General features: G+C 63.2%; 12 protein-coding genes. 6 read left to right on the top strand and 6 right to left on the bottom strand.

The window, feature by feature from the left end; translation table 11 throughout:
- Nucleotides 1-15: 15 nt before the first annotated feature.
- The 4 genes from Pla175_RS12270 to cysN all read left to right on the top strand — a co-directional run bounded on the left by Pla175_RS12270 (nucleotide 16) and on the right by cysN (nucleotide 6,347).
- Nucleotides 16-2,682, top strand: coding sequence for a YbcC family protein (locus tag Pla175_RS12270; RefSeq protein WP_145284943.1), 2,667 nt, complete (start codon nucleotides 16-18; stop codon nucleotides 2,680-2,682).
- Between the two features lie 63 nt (nucleotides 2,683-2,745).
- The gene (locus Pla175_RS12265; RefSeq protein ID WP_145284939.1) at nucleotides 2,746-3,303 is read left to right on the top strand and encodes a hypothetical protein; all 558 of its coding nucleotides are present in this window, start codon (nucleotides 2,746-2,748) and stop codon (nucleotides 3,301-3,303) included.
- 45 nt (nucleotides 3,304-3,348) lie between these two features.
- Entirely contained in the window at nucleotides 3,349-4,293 is a 945-nt protein-coding gene (gene cysD / locus Pla175_RS12260) for a sulfate adenylyltransferase subunit CysD (RefSeq protein ID WP_145292076.1), read from the top strand.
- 80 nt (nucleotides 4,294-4,373) lie between these two features.
- On the top strand, nucleotides 4,374-6,347 hold the full coding sequence (gene cysN, locus Pla175_RS12255; RefSeq protein WP_145284934.1) for a sulfate adenylyltransferase subunit CysN: 1,974 nt from the start codon (nucleotides 4,374-4,376) through the stop codon (nucleotides 6,345-6,347).
- Nucleotides 6,348-6,964: 617 nt separating this feature from the next.
- Here the strand turns inward: cysN and Pla175_RS12250 are convergent.
- The 6 genes from Pla175_RS12250 to Pla175_RS12225 all read right to left on the bottom strand — a co-directional run bounded on the left by Pla175_RS12250 (nucleotide 6,965) and on the right by Pla175_RS12225 (nucleotide 15,981).
- On the bottom strand, nucleotides 6,965-9,163 hold the full coding sequence (locus tag Pla175_RS12250; RefSeq protein ID WP_145284931.1) for an alpha-L-fucosidase: 2,199 nt from the start codon (nucleotides 9,161-9,163) through the stop codon (nucleotides 6,965-6,967).
- Nucleotides 9,164-9,227: 64 nt separating this feature from the next.
- The gene (locus Pla175_RS12245) at nucleotides 9,228-10,574 is read right to left on the bottom strand and encodes a Gfo/Idh/MocA family protein (protein WP_145284927.1); all 1,347 of its coding nucleotides are present in this window, start codon (nucleotides 10,572-10,574) and stop codon (nucleotides 9,228-9,230) included.
- A gap of 152 nt (nucleotides 10,575-10,726) precedes the next feature.
- The gene (locus Pla175_RS12240) at nucleotides 10,727-12,700 is read right to left on the bottom strand and encodes a glycoside hydrolase family 44 protein (protein ID WP_145284923.1); all 1,974 of its coding nucleotides are present in this window, start codon (nucleotides 12,698-12,700) and stop codon (nucleotides 10,727-10,729) included.
- A gap of 262 nt (nucleotides 12,701-12,962) precedes the next feature.
- Entirely contained in the window at nucleotides 12,963-13,661 is a 699-nt protein-coding gene (locus Pla175_RS12235) for a hypothetical protein (RefSeq protein WP_145284921.1), read from the bottom strand.
- 105 nt (nucleotides 13,662-13,766) lie between these two features.
- Entirely contained in the window at nucleotides 13,767-14,858 is a 1,092-nt protein-coding gene (locus tag Pla175_RS12230) for a DUF1559 domain-containing protein (protein WP_145292075.1), read from the bottom strand.
- A gap of 76 nt (nucleotides 14,859-14,934) precedes the next feature.
- Entirely contained in the window at nucleotides 14,935-15,981 is a 1,047-nt protein-coding gene (locus Pla175_RS12225; RefSeq protein ID WP_145284917.1) for a hypothetical protein, read from the bottom strand.
- A gap of 718 nt (nucleotides 15,982-16,699) precedes the next feature.
- Here Pla175_RS12225 and Pla175_RS12220 point away from each other — a divergent pair.
- Both Pla175_RS12220 and Pla175_RS12215 read left to right on the top strand, forming a co-directional pair.
- Nucleotides 16,700-17,236 carry a sigma-70 family RNA polymerase sigma factor gene (locus Pla175_RS12220; protein WP_145284912.1) on the top strand — a complete coding sequence of 179 codons (537 nt, stop codon included), beginning with the start codon at nucleotides 16,700-16,702 and terminating at the stop codon, nucleotides 17,234-17,236.
- A 92-nt stretch (nucleotides 17,237-17,328) separates the two neighbouring features.
- Nucleotides 17,329-18,714 carry a FecR domain-containing protein gene (locus Pla175_RS12215; protein WP_197527466.1) on the top strand — a complete coding sequence of 462 codons (1,386 nt, stop codon included), beginning with the start codon at nucleotides 17,329-17,331 and terminating at the stop codon, nucleotides 18,712-18,714.
- Nucleotides 18,715-18,961 lie beyond the last annotated feature (247 nt).

Genomic DNA, 18,961 nt, shown 5'->3' with positions numbered 1-18,961 from the left:
AAACTGAGCAGAAGCATGAGCATTAAGAATCTGGAACGGGCGTTCAAGCAACCGCTGCCAACTGGGCAGGCTAGCGACATCGCCAAGTTGAGCACAGACGCTTGCCGCGTCGTGGCTCAGACCATCGCACCGGTTTGGCCGCTCGCCGACTACGTCGCCGTCAATCCATACCTTGGCCTCACGAATGCAAAGTTCTTGGAAGCACGCGAGCGCTTGCAGGGCTTCTCCGATTGCGAACTGCTGATGTCGGTAGACTACTACCGACAGCGGTTTGAGGAAGGGAGCTTCGGCCGAGCAGAGATCGCGTCAGCGATCGACGAGTTGGTCGACGACGGAGTGCAGGACGCCGAGCTGCTGACAAGCAAAAACCTTGAACGCGTCTTAACGGGCCGGTGGTCAGAAGAGGTCGACACCGACGCGACCGAACCCTCGGAGCGTTCGCCCCGCCTTCGGTCGATATCTGGGGCCTTCGACCAACACGCGGGAGCCTCGTGGACCGCTAGGATCCACGAAGAGATCGGCAAGCACTGCGCCGCTCACTACGACCGGGGTCAGGCGTCGTGGCAAAGCCCGTGGAAAGAGCTGTCGCTGTACAGGGCGTGGCGATCGGCGATGCGGCACGACCGGAGAATGGAGATCCTCGGGCTGCGGGGCGTGCGTGCGCTGGCCGAGAGGCTGCCGAATGAGCCAGCGGCTGCGTGCGCCCAACTGCTGGAAGCATCCGGCGTGCCTTCACAGCTTTGGCCGTCCTATCTGCTCTGCTTGGCGTACGAATTGCCGGGCTGGAGCGCATGGGCTCAGTATCAGTCGGCCTGGGTCGAGGGGGGTGAGGCGCGGGTGGGTGACGGTCAAGGCGACGACCTGATCGGGCTGCTCGCGATAAGGCTGGCCTACGATGTCACTCTGTCGGAGCAGTTTGACTTCGCGATGGACGTGTCGGCGGTGCTCGAAACGCACCGGTCGGGCGCCGCAGCGACCGCGCGCGACCATCGAGGAACGCCGAATCATGGGCTCGTGCGCTACGCCTTGATGCGAGCCAACGAGCTTGGCTACCGAAACCGCATTCTCTGTCGGCTGGCAGAGTCTTCCGCAGCCTCTCTTGGTGACGCCGCGGCGGAGGTCGTCGCAGGGGGTGGAGCCGCCGCCAGGCGTAAACTCGCCCAGGTTGCGTTTTGCATCGACGTGCGTTCGGAACGGGTCCGTCGTCACCTAGAGGGGACCAACGATCAGATCGAAACGATCGGCTTCGCCGGCTTCTTTGGGATCCCATTCGCTTACGAACGGCTCGGCGAATCGGCGGCGACCAACCAATTGCCCGTGCTCGTCCGACCTCAGTTCAGGGTGGTCGAGCAGGTCCGGGGCGTAGCGGCCGATCAGCAGCAGACGGTCGTCGCTCGGAGGGGCTTCGTGCGGACCCTACGCAAATCCTGGAAGCGGTTCCAAACCGCTACGGTCAGCGCCTTCGCGTTTGTCGAAGCTACCGGCGTGCTCTTCGGCTTCAAGCTGCTACAACGTGTCGCCCCGATCCCGTCTGGTTCTCTTGATCCGCGTTGCGACGGTGCTGCTAAGGAGCAGCGCAGCCGGCTGGGGCCCGACCTGGCGGTTCTGGATTCGCAGGGATTGACGCTAGATCGGCAGGCGGACCTGGCAGGGTCGATCCTTGCCGGCATGGGGCTGCTTCAGGGCTTCGCTAGGCTCGTCGTCTTCTGCGGCCACGGGACCCAGACCGAAAACAACCCGCTCGCCGCGGGTCTCGATTGCGGCGCCTGCGGTGGTCATTCCGGCGAGCCTAATGCGCGGCTGGCCGCCCAGTTGCTCAACCGTCCAGAAGTCCGATCTCGGCTGCTGGCCAAAGGAGTCGATCTGCCCGCGGAGGTACACTTTCTTGCGGGCCTGCACAACACCACTACGGACCAGATCAGCTTTTTCGACCTCGACCTAGTCCCCCCGTCCCACCAACCAGACGTTGCGCAACTCTGCGCGGCGGCCGAGACAGCTGCGCATCAAACAAGGCAGGAGCGGCTCCCGCTGCTCTGCACTCAAAGGGCTAGCGACCCCTTCCGCCGCGCCCTCGACTGGTCTGAGGTGCGGCCCGAATGGGGGCTCACCGGCAACGCGGCGTTCATCGTGGCGCCGCGTTGGCTGACCGAGTCGATCAACCTTGACGGGCGTGCGTTCCTGCACAGCTACGACCACCTGACCGACCCCGATGGCAAGGTGCTCGAAGCGATCCTGACGGCGCCGATGGTCGTCGGGAGTTGGATCAACCTTCAGTACTTCGCATCGACGGTCGACCCCGGCCATTTCGGCAGCGGGAGCAAGACGATCCACAACGTGGTCGGCCGCTTCGGCGCCTTCTCGGGAAACGGGGGCGATCTCAAGACGGGACTGCCGTGGGAATCGATCCACGACGGCGTCCACTACCGACACGATCCTGTGCGGCTGTTGTCGGTGGTCGCCGCTCCACGGGCTCAGATCGCCGGCATCCTCAGGCGACACAGCGGCGTTGAGCAGCTAGCCGTCAACGGGTGGATTCACCTCGTCGCGATCGACGCCGGAGCGTTCCATCGGTTCACACCTCAGAAGACCTGGCAAGAGATCGACTTGGCGTACGCACGAACTGGCGTAGAGGTCGAGGCGCCGATGGCGTCCGGCGAACCGGTCCCGTCCCTGGCTTCGTAGCGCTCGAGCCCCGCTTTAGTTGGCAACGAAACCTTGCCTTACACCCAACAACGGAGAGACAGCATGGTCGCAGCAAGCAAGCCCCATGAGGGCAACCGGCTCGTACAGAACCTGAAGAAGGTCGTCCAGCAGGCGGATCGTTCAATTACGTGGGCCGTGTTCGCAGACGATGACCCTCTGATGCTGCGACGGCTGGGCGAGGCCCTTGGAAAAGAGTCCGCCGCAATTATCCCGGCGCCCCAGAATCTGTGGAGCTGCGGAGGACACGCGCTCGAAGACGCGGTCGTCTGGGCGATCAATGAACTTGCGGTGGTCTCTGTAGTCCTGGTCGGCAGTTCAGCGGCGGGAGTCCCCGTGAGCGATCCAATACTGGCTGGCCGAGCCGCGGCGGACGAAAGCGAGAACACGCTGCTCGCATCAGTCCGCGCATCAGAACGGAAGCGGCGGCTAGCCCAGGAAGATTTCTCGCAGCAGGTCCAGTCGCTCGTCAACGTCCATGAGGTAGGGCACCGGGTTGCCAGGGGATCGCTTGCTCTGCACTGCCTGTTCTATCGCGCCGAAAGTGGCGTGTTCACGGCCTTCGATCCGCGGGACGGCTCGTTTCGGGCGCTCATCAACTAAACACAGGTCCATCCGCCAGGAGGCGACGACGTGGTCACTCAATCAATCGACCGGACGCAGAGCGGACGAGGGCGCGGCGAGGCCTGGCCAGCGCCCCCCCACCTAGACGCCTTGGAATCTGAGGCGATCCACATCTTGCGCGAGGTCGCCGCCGCGTTCGAGAACCCGGTGTTGTTGTACTCGATCGGCAAGGACTCTTCGGTCCTCTTGCACTTGATGCGAAAGGCGTTTTTTCCTGGTAAGCCGCCGATCCCGCTGCTGCACATCGACTCGACATGGGAGTTCCGCGAGATGACGGAATTCCGTGAGCGTTACGCACGCCAGGAGCTCGGCCTGCGGGTGATCGTCAAGATCAATGAGGAGGGCCGGGCGGCGGGTGTGAACCCGTTCGACTACGGCAGCAACGCCTACACCGAGGTGATGCGCACTCTGCCCCTGAAGGAGGCCCTCACCGAGTATGGTTTTGACGCCGCCATCGGCGGCGGCAGACGCGATGAAGAGCGTTCGCGGGCCAAGGAACGCATTTTCTCGTTCCGCGATCGAAGCCACCGCTGGGACCCGCGAAACCAACGCCCGGAGCTGTGGAGCATCTACAACACTTGGCGCCGACCCGGCGAATGCCTGCGTGTTTTTCCTCTCTCCAACTGGACCGAGCTCGATGTGTGGCAGTACATCGCGCGGGAGATGGTTCCGCTCCCGGAGCTCTACCTCGCCAGACCCCGACCTGTCGTCCAGCGCGGCCACGATCTGATTGTGGTTGACGACGAGCGGATGCGATTGGTGGAGGGTGAACACCCCGAGATCCGGACCGTCCGCTTCCGCACCCTTGGCTGCTACCCGGTCACCGGGGCGGTGGAGTCCGCGGCGGCGACCATCGAGCAGGTCGTTCAAGAACTGATCGAGACTCGACACTCGGAGCGGCAGGGGCGTGCGATCGATCGCGACGAGGCGTGCGCAATGGAACGCAAGAAGCGAGAAGGATACTTCTGAAAGCCGCACCTGAGTCGGGCCCGGCGCCGCGGCTTAGGCCCGAGTCGCGTTTCACGCTCTTGCAGAAAGAAGGAATAGGCATGACATCGCTCACCACCCCCGCCACGCGACAGGACCTAACCGTGAAGCCATGCGAGAAGGACCTCCTGCGGTTCATCACCTGCGGCAGCGTCGACGATGGCAAGAGCACCCTAATCGGTCGGCTGATGCTCGACGCAGGAGCGGTGTACAGCGATCAGCTGGTTGCACTTCAATCGGAGTCCCGGAAGCACGGCACCAACGGCGGTGAAATTGATACGGCCCTGCTCCTGGACGGGCTCGAAGACGAGCAGCAGCAAGGGATCACCATTGACGTCGCTTACCGCTACTTCGCAACCCAGAAACGCAAGTTCATCATCGCTGACACGCCCGGTCACGAGCAGTTCACACGCAACATGGCCACCGGCGCTTCGAACGCCGACCTCGCCATCCTGCTTGTCGACGCCACCAAGGGGGTGCTGACTCAGACCAAACGGCACGCGTTTATTGTCTCGCTGCTCGGGATCAAGCACGTTATTCTTGCGGTGAACAAGATGGACCTTGTCGACTACGACGAGGCGGCCTTCGAGTCGATCTGCCAAGACTTCAAGCGATTCGCCGCGAAGCTTGAGATCACGGACCTGCGCCTCGTGCCGCTCTCGGCGCGTCACGGAGACAACGTCGCCGAGCCGAGCGCCAAGATGCTGTGGTACGCCGACGGGTCGCTCCTGCACCAACTCGAGTCCGTCTACGTCGGGTCCGATCAGAACCTGCGAGACTTCCGCTTCCCGGTGCAATGGGTCAACCGTCCGGATGAGACCTTTCGGGGGTTCAGCGGTACGATCGCCTCTGGGGTGATACGCGCCGGCGAAGAAATTGTCGTTCTCCCGTCGGGCAAACGGTCGCGGGTCCGCAGCATCGTGACGATGGACGGTCCGTTGGAAGAGGCGGCGTCGTCGAAGTCCTGCACGCTAACGCTGGAAGACGAGATCGATGTCACCCGCGGAGACATGATCTGTCGGCCGGGCAACCGGCCGCACGTCTCACGCCACGCAGAGGCAATGCTCGTGTGGATGTCGGAGCAGACTCTGAAGTTTGACCGCCCGGTGTGGTTCAAGAACTCGGCCGGCAGAGCCGTGGGCGAGGTCGAGTCTCTCCGGTACGAGGTCGATGTCAACTCTCTGCACCGAAAGCAATCTCAGACGCTTGGTCTGAATTCGATCGGTCGATGCGCCCTGAGCTTCCATGAACCGATCGCCTATGACGCGTACGCGCGGAACCGCGAGACCGGCGCCTTCATCCTCGTGGATCGTATCACTCATGAGACGCTTGCCGCGGGTATGTTTCTCGAGCACGACGTGTCGGGCGAGTCAGGCGAGGGGCTGGCGGACTTCCAGCGGGCTCGCGTGATCCAGAGTCACGTCGCTCTCGAGCGTCGGTCGCAGAGGCATGGGCACGAACCCTTTACCGTGCTGCTGACCGGGCTGCCCGCTTCCGGGAAGACAACCGTCGCCAAGCAATTGGAGCAACGGCTGTTCGAACTTGGCGCTATCGGAGTGTTGGTCGATGGCGAGTCGATGCGTCAGGGACTCAGCAAGGGCCTCGGGTTCTCCATCGAAGAGCGGTCCGAGAACCTCCTCCGGGGCGCCGAAGTGGCCAGGCTGCTCAACGACGCGGGACAGTTTTGCATCGCGTCGTTCTGCGCCCCCGAAGAGGCGACGCGTCAGAAGTTCCTCGAAATCGTCGGGCGCCATCGCGTGTTCCATGTCCACCTCGACGCTTCGGTTGCGGCCTGCCGGGCCCGGGACACCACCGGTCGCTATGCCGCCGCCGAAAACGGGCAGATCAAGGGGTTTCCGGGGGTGGACTTTCACTATCAATCGCCGCTGTCTGCGGACCTCACGATCGACACGCAGGAGCAAATTGATGTCAATGAGCTGGCGGGCTGCGTGATCGCTCCCTTCCATCGAGGGGACGCCGCATCGCCGGATCGGAGCAAAGTTGTTCCCGACAGGGACGCGATCATACCGGAGTAGCCATGGGGTTGAAGTCGGTTCGCCGCTTTGGCTCTTCTTGGACGTCGACTTGCTGAGGCGGACCCAATCAGCGCCGTTCACGCTTCGCCTTACTCGCGTCGGTGCAGCTCTCCTGCGTCGGAGTGCCGATTGGCCAACTGACCGAGGGTGCATCGGCCTGGCCGCTGGGCGGCACGGCCAACTCGCAGCGGTGTCCCGACTCGGCTAAGAGCTCCGCAGATAGCCTGAGACTCCGGGGCGTCGAAGCTAGTCCATTCTTGGCGCCTCGACTGGGGCCAAATCGGAAGGAAGGAAGTGATGTCCACCGCTGCGACTTGGCTGAGCCTCCAAGCCGCCTCGAATGATGTAACCTCTGCAAGTAAGAGAAGCGTGCAACCGCCGCGGCACTTTGATCCAGCCTTTGTTTTGCTCGACGGGCACAGCGTTTTGGGGGGATACTTCGGAAGCGAGTCGCCGCAGTGCAGAATCTGGGCTTTTATGCCTCCCCCCGTCGAGCGCAGGCCCTCTCGCCGCCCCAAATGACTTCTCCACTCAATCAAGGCCCGGCTTCGGCCGTCGCGTTCTGCGCCGAAAGGTTGATTGCGGCGCACCATGCATTCGGGCGGACGCGAGGGCTCTCACTGGATGAGCACAGAAACCTCAGCCGCGGAGGCCAGGTCTTCGTCACCCACCGTTCTCAGCGCTGTTAGCCGGAAGTAGCGCGACGTGACGCTGGTCGGCAGAGAGACAACTTGATGCTGGCGGCTGTTTACTATGTTGTCAAACTCGACGTTGTCTGCCGCAACCATCCAGGTCTCACCGTCTTCGCTCACTTCAAACCGCGCTCGGAGGATGATTCCACCCTCCCACTGGTCCTGTCGAGGCGCGTAGATAAATCCGGCGATGGTCACCTGCTCTCCCAAGTCGATCGCGAGGTGATGCGGCATCGGGTCGCGCTGGTCGCGATAGCGCGAGTGCCAGAACGTCGTGGGATCGTCGTCGATCGCCTTGCCGGCTGCCCCTTCAGAGCCGTCTTGCGAATCGCAATCAACCACCTTCCACTTGGCCTTCGCCAATCCAAACTCTGCTTGCGAGACCAGGTCATTGGAGTCGCCGCCCACTGCGTCGGAGGTAGATGGGAACGCCTTGGCGGTCACCAGGCCGCCCCTACGCATCTTGATCGGCCCTTCGTATCGGCTCGAGCCGTCCGTCGGGATCGAACCGTCGAGGGTGTATCTGGCGTAGGCCCCTTCGGGAGTCGCGATGGTCACCAGACCGGCGAGATCACGCTTGATCGTTGGCGGCGCCAAGGCCGCTGGAGCGAGATAAAGCCCGAGGCCGGCGAGGGTTGGGCGGACGCGGAAGCCTGTGAAGCGGACCCGGAACTTGGAGAGGGTGGCGTCCGGGAAGCGCAGCAGACGCTTGCGCCCGATCACGGCGCCCTCGGCCAGCGGCAGCCACTTGCTGTCCGAATACCGCTCCACTTCAAACGCCTCGACCCGCTGCCCGGAAGCGATGTGCTCCTGCAGCATCAAGCGGTTGGCGCGCCGCGGGGCGGACAACTCTACGACGAGTTCCACGGATTCGGGCCGGTCCGAGGTGGTAAGGAAGGTGCTCGAGTCGCCGTCCAGCAGCGCCGCCACGTCGCCTACGGGGGCGCCGCCAATGACCTCGAGCCTCCCCTCCGCCCCGACAGCGAGGTTGTTTGAATAAGTCGCCTGCAGGGTTTGCCCGAACTGTCTGAGGCGAGCGACGTCCTTCTCGTGCACCAGGCCTCGCCGGTCCGGTGGGATATTGAGCAGGAACTGGGCGTTTCCACCCACGGAGCCGTAATAGACGTTCAGGAGATCCTGCAAGGATCGGACGCGATCGTCTTCGTTCTCGTGGTAGAACCAGCCGGGACGGATGGAGGTATTGACTTGCGCCGGATACCAGGCCAGCCTCATGCCCTTGAGCCTGCTGCGCATCAACACGTCGCGGCTGCCGAGATCATCGCCGTAGATGTCGCGCGTGAATCCGGCGAGGGCTGCGTCCGAGCTCAGCCAGGACGCCCCGTCGCCCGGCATCGGGATGACGCTCCACTCGCTCTTGCGGGAATGACCGGCTTCATTGCCGCACCAGCGCACGTCCGGCCCCCGAACGGTGATGGCCGCCTCCGGCGCGAGCCTGCGGATGAGCTTCCAGTAGGCGCGCCAATCGTATTCCTGCCGTTTCCCGTTCGGACCCTCCGCGCACGCGCCGTCGAACCACACCTCCTGGATTCCAGGGTATGCCGTCAGAACTTCTTCGAGTTGGTTCAAGAAGTACTGGTTGTACTTCGGCGAATCGCCGTACGTCGGCTCGTGTCGGTCCCAGGGCGAGATGTAGATGCCGAAGTGCATCGCTTCCTCGCGGCAAGCAGCGACGAAGTCGCCAACCACGTCCCCCTTGCCGTTTTTCCAGGGGCTGCTGCGAACGCAGTGGTCAGTGTGCTTGCTGGGCCAGAGGCAGAAGCCGTCGTGGTGCTTCGCCGTTAGGATCATCCGGGTGATGCCGGCCGCCTTGGCTGCCCGCACCCATTGCCGACAGTCGAGCTCTGTTGGATTGAACCAACGAGGGTCCTCGGCCCCATCGCCCCACTCGCGGTCCGTGAACGTGTTCATCCCGAAATGGATGAACGCGGAGATCTCGTCGCTTTGCCAAGCAACCTGCCGGTCAGTCGGTCGGACCGATGCCGCCTTGGCGACAACATTCTCGATCGAGTCCCCCGGCGAGAGCACTACGTCTTGTGCCGACGCGGTTTGAGCGCCGAACAATAGAAGCAACCAAAGCGTCGCGTGGCGCCTCTTGTCGTCCATGCATTCCTCGAGTTAGCGCGTCACGTCTGGTTGTAAACCGAGCTGTCGCAGGACGCCACGCCGCCTAGCTCGATTGAACCTCAAAGCCGGGCCTCGCCACGCGCGCCATCATGCTGGCCGCCTGTTGATCGCCGGTGATCTGTTCGCTCTTGGGGTCCCAGGCGATCTGGCGTCCCAGTCTAGCAGCGATGGCGGACAGGTGACACACGCTCATCGCCTGCACGTGCGAGTAGACGTCGGAAACGGGCAGACCCCCTTCTCGGATGCACCGGTAGAAGTTTTCCTTGTGGCCCTCGAACGGCTTGTTGCCGTACAGCTCACGGAGCTGGTCGTCGCCAAACTTACCCGCGTCCCAGTTCTCCTTGATCGGCGTGCCGGTGATTTTGCCGCGGTTCACGAAGAGCCGGCCTTCTTCGCCTTCGAACAGGATGCCGTTGTCACCCCGGCTGGTGAGGTGCAGCTCGGGTCCTTGGTGGAACTTGCTGATGACGTTGAAGTCGTGCGAGGTGTTGTAGCAGTTGTCGACCGTGGGGTACCCGTCCTTCATCGGCAAGGGGTGCCGGGCGTCCGATCCGTCTACCGCAACGGGGCCGGCGCCCTCCTTGTTCAGCCCCAGCGCCCACAGGGCGATATCGACGTGGTGGGCGCCCCAATCGGTGAATTTTCCGCCTGAGTACTCGTACCACCAGCGGAACTCGTAGTGGCAGCGCCGCGTCATGAAATCTACCAGCGGCGCCGGTCCGAGCCACGCGTTCCAGTTGAGGTTCTCGGGGGGCGACTCCGGCGTGAACGGTCCGCCGGTCGGGCTGCCGTCGATCCCGGCCGTGACCTTGGTGATGCGCCCGAGCAGCCCCTGCTGCACCATGTTCACGGCGCGTAGGAAACGGTCCCGGTCGCTGCGTTGCTGCGTTCCGACGACAAAAACTCGGTCGGGATGCTTCTTGCAGGCGGCGCGAATCAGCCGATTCTCCTCGAGCGTCAGCGTCAGGGGCTTTTGGCAGAAAACATGCTTGCCCGCCAGGAGCGCTTCGATCGCGATTTTCACGTGCCAGTGGTCCGGCGTCACAATGCTCACAACATCGACGTCCTTCCGGTCGAGGACTCGCCGATAGTCCGCGTAGCTGTCGGCACGCCCCTTGCCAATAACTTGGTCGTGCTTTGCTTTCTCGCGTCGCAGCGAGTCCACGTCGCACACCGCCACGACGTCCCCAAAGCGAGCGTGATCTGCCGCGTCGCCGGTACCCATGCTGCCCAGTCCAATGCAGCCGATGCGGGGTCGGTCGTTCTTTGCGAGGTTGGCGAAGGCGGGCGCCGTCAGGGCGAAACCCGGCGCCGCTGTAAGGGCTGCGGCAGTGCGGAGGAAGCCGCGGCGGGTGGTTCTAGGATGTTGGTCTTGGAGATGCGGCTTCATTCCAGTGTGTCTCGCGGCCTTTGGTCTTATTGGGAAAAATGATCGCCGGCCCTCGCAGCCCAGTATCGGGATGAACTGCTTTCGTCGGAGCCGCCAGAAGGTAGGCACGAACGTTGGCGTCGGAGGCAGCAACCCGACAGGTTGGTCCCGCCTCACCGAGACCGCCATCTCTGGATGGCGGCGCCGCACAAGCTGGCCGCCAAGGCGAGGGTTACTCCGGACGGCTCAGGGGTGCTTACGGTAGGCAAGCCAGTGCTTGAGGTCGTGAGGCTGAAGTTGCTCCGCCAGAGGTTGTAGTCGTCGATGTCGACGATGTTGTCTTCGTTGGCGTCGGCAGCGAGGTTTCCGGTGAGGCCAAGCGAATCGCGCCACACGGTGTAGTCTGCGCCGTCGACCGTTCCGTCGCGGTTGAAGTCCCCCAGCAGTCCGTCGGAAACCAGGACCAGCGTGGTGACGCTGTAGGCGGGCATCGTGTATTGAAAGGCGTTGAGCAGGTCAAGCTCTACGTCGGCCATTCTTTGCGGTACGGCGCCGGCGTTCGTGAGCTGGTACACCTCGGCGTGATCGAAGACCCGATCGTGGGTCACCGCGACGCCGGTGGTGATGGCGCTCCCCGTTCGGTTGATCGCAATGACGAACATCCGATTGGGGTCGTCTTCATCGACGCTCGCGTAAACGGCGGAGCTGGCGATGCTCGACGTGCCCGCTTCGATCGAGGTGCTGCCGAAAGCGCCCCCCGCGCCGTCGTAGTTCAGGTACATGTCGAAGGCCCCTTCGACGTAGCTTCCTTCTCCCCACAGATTCGCCGCGAACACTCCCTCGCGGCCAAAGACCCCGAGCGCATCGGCCTGGGCGATCGCGCCGGAAATGTGGTTGGTTCCGCCGTAGTTGTACTCGGTGATGGCGATCTTTGTGCCCGGCTTGAAGTCGTCGATGTCGCGCTGAACGCGGGGCAGGAGTTGAATCGGACCGTTGTTCCCGGGCGAACCCTGCCAAGTGCCCCACTGGCTGATCCAGCTTTCTTCGGCGTATGTGGGGTCCCACAACGAGCGGGTGGCCTGCACACGGGCCTCAATGGCGGCCGGCGTGGCCATGTCGCTTGTGATCCGCTGCCCGTCCGCGTAGACCTCCGTGTACCAGTGCAGGTCGAGCACGTCCATCAGCTTGCGGCCCTGGGCGACCTCTGCGTCGTGGACCTCCTTGAGCAACCACTCGTAGTAGTGCATCTCACCGGGCTGATCGCCCCCCGGGTGCGCGGGGCTTGTGACCGCGTCGGGTGCGCTCGAAAGATTGGTAAAATCAGTCCAGCCGTAGCCGACGCCGCCGAACACGATCGCGTTCGGATTGACGTCCTTGATCGCGCCGGCGTGCGCGATGGTCTTGTTGCGCAGCTCCGCGAAGCTGGGATTGAAAGGATGGATGGTGGGGTGCGTGCGACCGCCCGACGTGGGTTGGACCGCTGGGACAGGCGGATTCTCCCACGGCCGCGGTTGAGATCCAGACTGCCAGCCGTCCTGGAGGTCTTCACCCCACAGGCCGACCTCGTTGTCGAGGCTGTAGAAGACCGCCTGATTCGGCGTCTTGAAGCCTTCGACCCAATGGGCTAGCTCATCGGTGAAGACGTATCCGTCTAAATGGTTAGGGCTGGTCGAGAGCGACGAGCCGGGGTAGATGGTCGATTTCTTTGGAACGACTTCTTTCCAACGGTTCGACGGCGCGATCTCCGTCTCATCAACCGTCCCGATCCCATCTGCCGCGACGTAACCAGCCATAGGAACCGTAACGAGCACGGCTTGACCACTCACCGCACCACTCTGGATTGAGCCGCGGAAGGCCGACCCCGGCGGGTCGTTGGGGCCGCTCGCCATTCCGTAGTCGTTGTGGTGGTACCAGTCGGCTCCGGCGTTCGAGGCGTTGTTCTCCCAATTGTATCCGGTCAGCCGATTCCCCCCGATTCGGTTGAGCGTGGCGCCGGGCACCGAGTTGAAGTTTGTCCCGTAGATCCAGGGTGAGATTGGGGCGACGTTCAGTCCTGAATCGATGGCGAATTGCACGCTACCGCCGCCCGGCTTGTCGGGGGTGATGGCGCGCGTTGTCGGGACCTCAATGGACAGGACAACCAACACCGCGAACACCGCAGCGTTCCGACTTCTGATCCACAACACTGGATGCTGCCCCCGCTGCGCTTGAATACAAGAATGTAACTTCGAGAAGGCTTGGAACGACCCGCGGCTGTTCCGGCCGCTACGGATACGCCGGTGCGGAAGAATCGCCCGCCCCTTGACCTTGCCGAATCGTCCCGCCGCCCGTCGGAAGTAGAGGGCGGCTGACCAGGGTCGGCCGCCCTCGATCTTACGATCATTGCTGCTGCGTGTCCGCAGAACCCCCTCAGCCGTGATGGCGACCGTAGCAGAACATCGCTAAGGCAGTTGACGCTAGCAGGAGAAACGCGGCCGGCTCCGGCACGGACGCCGCGAGGTTATTCCCGTTGATGTTGTCGATGTTAATCGTCTGCGTGCCGTTGTCTTGTCCGTTGTCCGCATAGGTGCCGAGATGCCAGATGATTTCTAGCGCCGAGTAGGAGAGGCTGGGGGCAGACATCGCAGCCGCGTAGGGGCTGATGTCGAAGGTGATCGTCGCGAACGTCCCATTGCTGGGCAGCCCACCCGAGCTTGGCTCAATGTAGTGGTAGCCGCCTTCGTAGTTCGCGATTAGCCAGATGTTGTTGCTGTAGACGCCCCAGCCGTTGGGGTTCGACCAGTCGCCGTAGGCATCCAGTGAGATTTCTGTCGTGCCGCCCGTGACGCCGATAGCCGCGGTGTCTTTCGACAGCAGGGTGTGGGTGCCCCAGCCAGCCCAGCCGGCGGGCACCGTAAACGAGTGCTGCGTGCTGTAGATGCCGTTAGTAGCGCGGTTTGTGTTCACGGCGCTCGGTGCGCCGTTGACATCCGGGGCGTTCCATCCGTCGAAGTCGCCGGATTCGAAGGACGAGATGAGGGCGCCCAACGATTCCCCGGGCGCCCCTAGCAGGGTCAGCACCGCGGCAACTCCAGCCAGGCGGGTCGTTCTCTCAAGAAGTAGTCGCATCAGTAGAACCCTCCAACAAGATTGATAAAACGAATGAGATTGCCAACAAGAAGCAGAACTCACGCAATATGATCTCGGATCGCAGCACTGCGCGACCGCCGAGCACTAATCGAAGCCTTCGGTTAAGGTCGTTTCGTTCAGCGCCTCGCCATCGCGCGTCCCCAGGCTGTTGAACACGTACAGGTCGATATCGAACGCAATTGATCTCACGGAGCCGTCCGCGAAGGCGGCGTTCAGGACGCCCGAATGCGCCGAGCCGAAAAGGTAAGCCTGGTTGTCGAGGCCCTTGGAGTCCGAGTCCGCCATCAGTTGGGGGAGGGCGCCGTCCGGCGCGGGGCCGGTGCAGGTCAGCCGAACCGTGTCGGGGTCCCAGCCGTCCAGCCAGCCGCGGTCGTCGGACGGCCCGCCACCCTCGTATTCACTGGCAAAGACCCACTTCTCGCCGATCATCATCGTCTTGCTCGTGCCGTCGGTGATCTGGGCGATGCGTACCGGCGAAGGAACGCCCTTAGCGAATTCCCCCGGCGCGTCAAACTGCACCCCACTCAGGCTGCTCGGCTTGCTGAGCGACACCTTCCACGGGGAACGCACAATCACCCCGTCGTAGACCCCGTTGTCGGGCGGGCCGCTGCCGTTCCAACCACCCGCCTGCTGCGCCCAGAACACGGAGTACATCCGCTTGTGGATGTTGCCATCCCGGACCGGGTCGACGTAGTTCGGCACGCCACTGCCCTTCAGCTTGGTTCCGGGCTCCGCGGACGCGTAGTCCATCAGGTAGGCGGCGCCAAAGAAGTTGCTCTGGAACAGCGTCGGCCCCCGACGCGAAGGGCAGTTGAACAACGGGACCGGCGAGGACTGCACCACCGCGGTGCTCTGCTGGCTGCGGATCGCCCCCTCCTCGATAAACGCGAGGATCTGATACGCCCAACTCATGCCCTGCTTCTTCGGCCCAAACGGCTTTCCCCCGGCCATGTACCACTCCGCCGGCTCGCCGAAACTGGCCCCGGCGGTTGGATAGACCCCGTACGTGCCGATGTGATTGTGGATCGCAAGGCCGATATTCTTCAGGTTGTTCTTGCACTGCGTCCGCCGTGCCGCTTCTCTCGCGGCTTGGACCGCAGGAAGCAAGAGGGCGATAAGGATGCCGATGATGGCGATGACCACCAGCAGTTCCACCAGCGTGAATGCGCGCCGCATCTGAGACTCCTTCGTCTGTTGCCGGCTCGCCCTACAAGTGCGACGGGAGGGGGAGCTCGTTTCGCACTGCTTTGCACTAGTTCCGAAGACGGGACTGGCCCGCCAAACGGGTTGACGACAACGCCGCAAGAGCCAGCAACGCAACAGCAAAGCTCCCCGGTTCAGGCACGCCCGTTGCGACTACAACGGGGCCCGGCGCGCCCCCGAACTGCGTTTTCCAGAACTCGTAGTCGTCGCTGGTCACTTCGCCGGGGGTGACGCCGACCCCTTCGTTCGGAAGTGTGATGAGCGTGCCTAGGTTGTCGCGCCACACCGTGTAATCGGCGGCATCGACGGTTCCATCTTCGTTGTAATCGCCAGGCGCCGACGGCTTCTCAAGGAACTGGATCACAAGATTATCGATCGTGACCGAATTGTCGCCGAAGGTGTATTCGCCGCCCCCTCCGTTGAGGGACATGGACCACTGGCCGTCATTGTTGAAACGGGGGATGTCGCCGGATACGTCGGTCGTCGCGATCCCCGCGTCTAGCCGGATCGAATTGGAGGTGAATCCGTTCGGGTCGCCATCGCTGTCGTAGAAGCTGAGGCCGATCTTGTAGGTGGTGGCGCCGTCCTCCATATCGCCGTCGTTGTTGGCGTCCACCCCGAACATCACCTCGTAGTCGGGGTCGAAGTACTCGAACCCCCCAACGAGAGCCAGATCGCCGAGTGCGCCTACCGCCCGCACGTCGAGGCTAACGACCCAATTGCCGGGGTCCGTAGCTCCTTGCTCTTCGGTGATGCCCGCGCCTCGAAACTCGGGACCGAAAGAGCCAACCCCGCCACCCGTGTACCAGAAGTAATAGTCGGTGCTGTTGGTGGCGTCGAAAGAGACCTTCCACGCCTGTGACGTTGTCCCCAGCATGGAGGGGTCTTCCAGCCCGTCCTCAACGATCTCTTGCATGAGCGCCGGATCGAACGGATTGGTCCCGCCCCCAACGCCTCCGCCGCTATACCACTGCCACGTTGGGGCGCCAGGGCCGGGGAAGTAGTCTCCGAAGTCGTCCGAAAAAGCAACCTGCGCTGATACGGGCAGAGGGGCCAGCAAGGCCAGCATTGCTAAAAGCAAGAGATTGCGTTTCATAGGTCGTTGCACTCGATTGACGTGAAGAGACTGCGCGCCTAAGTGGACAAACATCGCGCGCATGGAAAAAGTGTTCGGATTGGCCCAATGACGAGTTCGTGGGATGCGGCCGACGCGGCAATAGTTAGCCTCCGCGGCGGCCCATCGCGGGAAGCGGCTCCTTGTGTGGAGGTCACGACAATCGCGTGGGCTCTTAGCGCAAACTCAGTACCATCACGATTCTGCTCCGTCGGACGTCCTGCTAAGCGACGATCGGCTGAGGACCGCTGTCCCGCCGGTCCTCGACGTCATCGCCTGAGTGCTCACGACGACTGGCGTAGACTCGCGACAGTCCATTCCGGAAGTTACCCCCACGCAGGGGATGTTCGTGATTAGGGCTTGATGAGACGCCGCCACTGTGATTTAGCCTTCGTGTCGGAAATCTATTGCGGATTCTCAGATTATCCGCGAGATTCTGCTTTCTGCCGCTAAATCCAAGTGGCCAAAGCGTTGCGGGTGGGAATACAGCCTGCGGCGAGGCCGCCTCACGGGCCAACGGGGTTCGGTTAGCCGCTGCGTGGGGCGTCGGACGTTCGCGTGGCGGCGGATCTTCCTGTTGGCGCACCGCTAACCAACGTGCCAGAGAGCTGATAGACCAGACCGAAGACACCGTCGGCATCCCCCACATGCGAGGGCGGTTTGTCGGCGCAAGGCCTTGCACTGCGTGGAGCCAGCACGGATGGACCGAGAACCAGAAGCGTCTTCCGATCGGAACACGCAATTCGTGAAGCTGCTGACTTCGCACCAGCCGCGGATCTACGCCTACATCGCGGCGGCATTGTGCGGCGACTCGGCGGCGGCCGATGTTCTCCAGGAGACCAACCTCTCCCTGTGGTCGCAGATTGAGCGCTACGACTTCACGAAGCCGTTCCTGCCGTGGGCGTTCGGTTTTGCCCGCCAACAGGTAATGGCCTACCGGAAGACCTGCAGCCGGTCCCGGCTTGTGTTCTGCGATGAGGCCGTTGACGCCTTGGCGGACCACTGCTTGGATTCGTCCGACGCCATCGACGATCGATTGGCGGCGCTGGAGAGATGCGTGAAGCGGCTCGGCGCCGACGAGGCGCAGCTTGTACACGAGCGTTACACGGGCAAGACGCCCGTGCTGGCCATCGCGCGCCGCCTGGACGTTCCGGCGCACGCGATATCATCGCGGCTGCACCGTATCCGCAAGGCGCTTGCGCGGTGCGTTCAGTCTGCGCTGGCGACCGAGGGATGACCATGGCCTCCAATGAACGCGAATTCCAACGTCTGACACGGCTCGTTATCGACGAAGTCGCCACCGAGAGCGAACGCGCGGAATTGGCGCGGATGTCGGCGGCCGACCCGAGTCTAATCGCATCCGTCGTTGAAGAGATAACGACGGACGCGCTTCTGAGATGGCGGAGCGGCAACATAGCCGCGGGGCGGCCGCTGTCGGAGCCGGTCCCGGTGAGGCCCGGGAGGGGCCGTTCCGCGATCAAGCGAGCCGGGCGGAAGCCCCTATGGGCCGGGATGCTCGCCGCGGCGGCGTTGATTACCGTAGGGGTGGGCGCTTGGCTGCTCACTGACTCAGCGCCCGGAGAGTTGTTGGTTGCCGACATCATCGACCAAGAAGGGGTTCGCTGGGGCGACGACACAACGGCGCTGTCGGACGACGACGCCGTAGGGCTTGGCCGTCTGTCGTCGTCGGGCGGTGAGTACACCCTGCAATTCCGCGACGGCTCGACCGTTCGGGTCGTGGGCCGCGCGTCGCTGGAGATTAAGTCGAAGATGCTTGTGCGGCTGGACCACGGGCGCGCGACCGCCCAGGTGCCCCCCAATAGCATCGGGTTCACCATCGAGTCCTCGCTGATCGACGTCGTTGACTTGGGCACAGAGTTCGGCATCTCAGTCGACGGCGACCACGCGGACGTCGTGGTCTTCGACGGCGAGGTCGATGTGAAGTCGAACCTTGACCAAGCAAGCGGCCAACGAAGACTCACGCAAGGCAACGCGGTGAAGGTAGCCCGAGACGGCGCGATGGGACGGCTCGTGGACGTCGGCCGCGACGTGGACGGCAGGTGGTGGACCGGCAATCGACTCGGCGCGGACGGTCCGCTCATCGCGCGCGTTACCGACAACATCGGGGGTAGTTCCGAGGTATACGCGTTCTACCAGACGACGTACCAAGGCCTAAGCGACGATGCTGTCGCCTACACCGACAACCCCAACCATCAATGGAACGGGCTGACTCCAGACGGGCTTCCTGGCTTCCTGCGGGGGGCGGACTACGTCAGGACGTTCAACCACTACCGGTATTTGCTGGAGTTTCAGATGAAGATCGAGCTCTCTGCGCCGGCAAACCTGTTCGTGTTCGCCGACAACCGGATACCGCCGCCAGAGTGGCTTGTCGAGCAGTTCAGAGACACCGGCATTGACATCGGACTCGACGAGGGCCCGTGGCTCGACAATATCCCGGAGGAGTATCGCAAGTTTGACGTCAACACGACGGCAGTCGGCGCCGGTCAGAGTGTCGACAACACCTTCAGCGTATGGCGGCGTCGCTGTACGGATACAACACCGATTACCTTGGGCAGCGCTGGGCTGTGGAGCGGCGACGAAGGGCACGGGCGAGCGATGTACGGCGTCGCCGCGACCCCGCTGGACGCCCCGGCGCCAGACGGAGAGCAGAACTCGCCAGTAACTGGCTCGTCGAGCGGGGCCCGGCAAAAGTAGCCCGCGTCGCTACGCCGGCGGCGGCAGTCGGAGACCGCATCGAGCCGCCCCGAGCCGAAACACCTTGGCCGTGGGCGGCTGCGATGGTTCAGCGCTTCTGCATTCCGATTGCTCCTCACTCGGCAAGTGCGTGGCACGAGGCTTCCGACGGGCGCCCTGCCGAGGGGCCTTACGGCCTGCTCCGCAACCGATGCAACGCATCGTGGGTCGTCGGTTTGGAAATCAAGCATCAGACGTCCCGCTATTG

The sequence above is a fragment of the Pirellulimonas nuda genome (genome assembly GCF_007750855.1).
Taxonomy (GTDB): Bacteria; Planctomycetota; Planctomycetia; order Pirellulales; family Lacipirellulaceae; genus Pirellulimonas; species Pirellulimonas nuda.
Note: the sequence above shows the minus strand (reverse complement) of the source record. Positions and strands in the feature narration are given on the sequence as shown.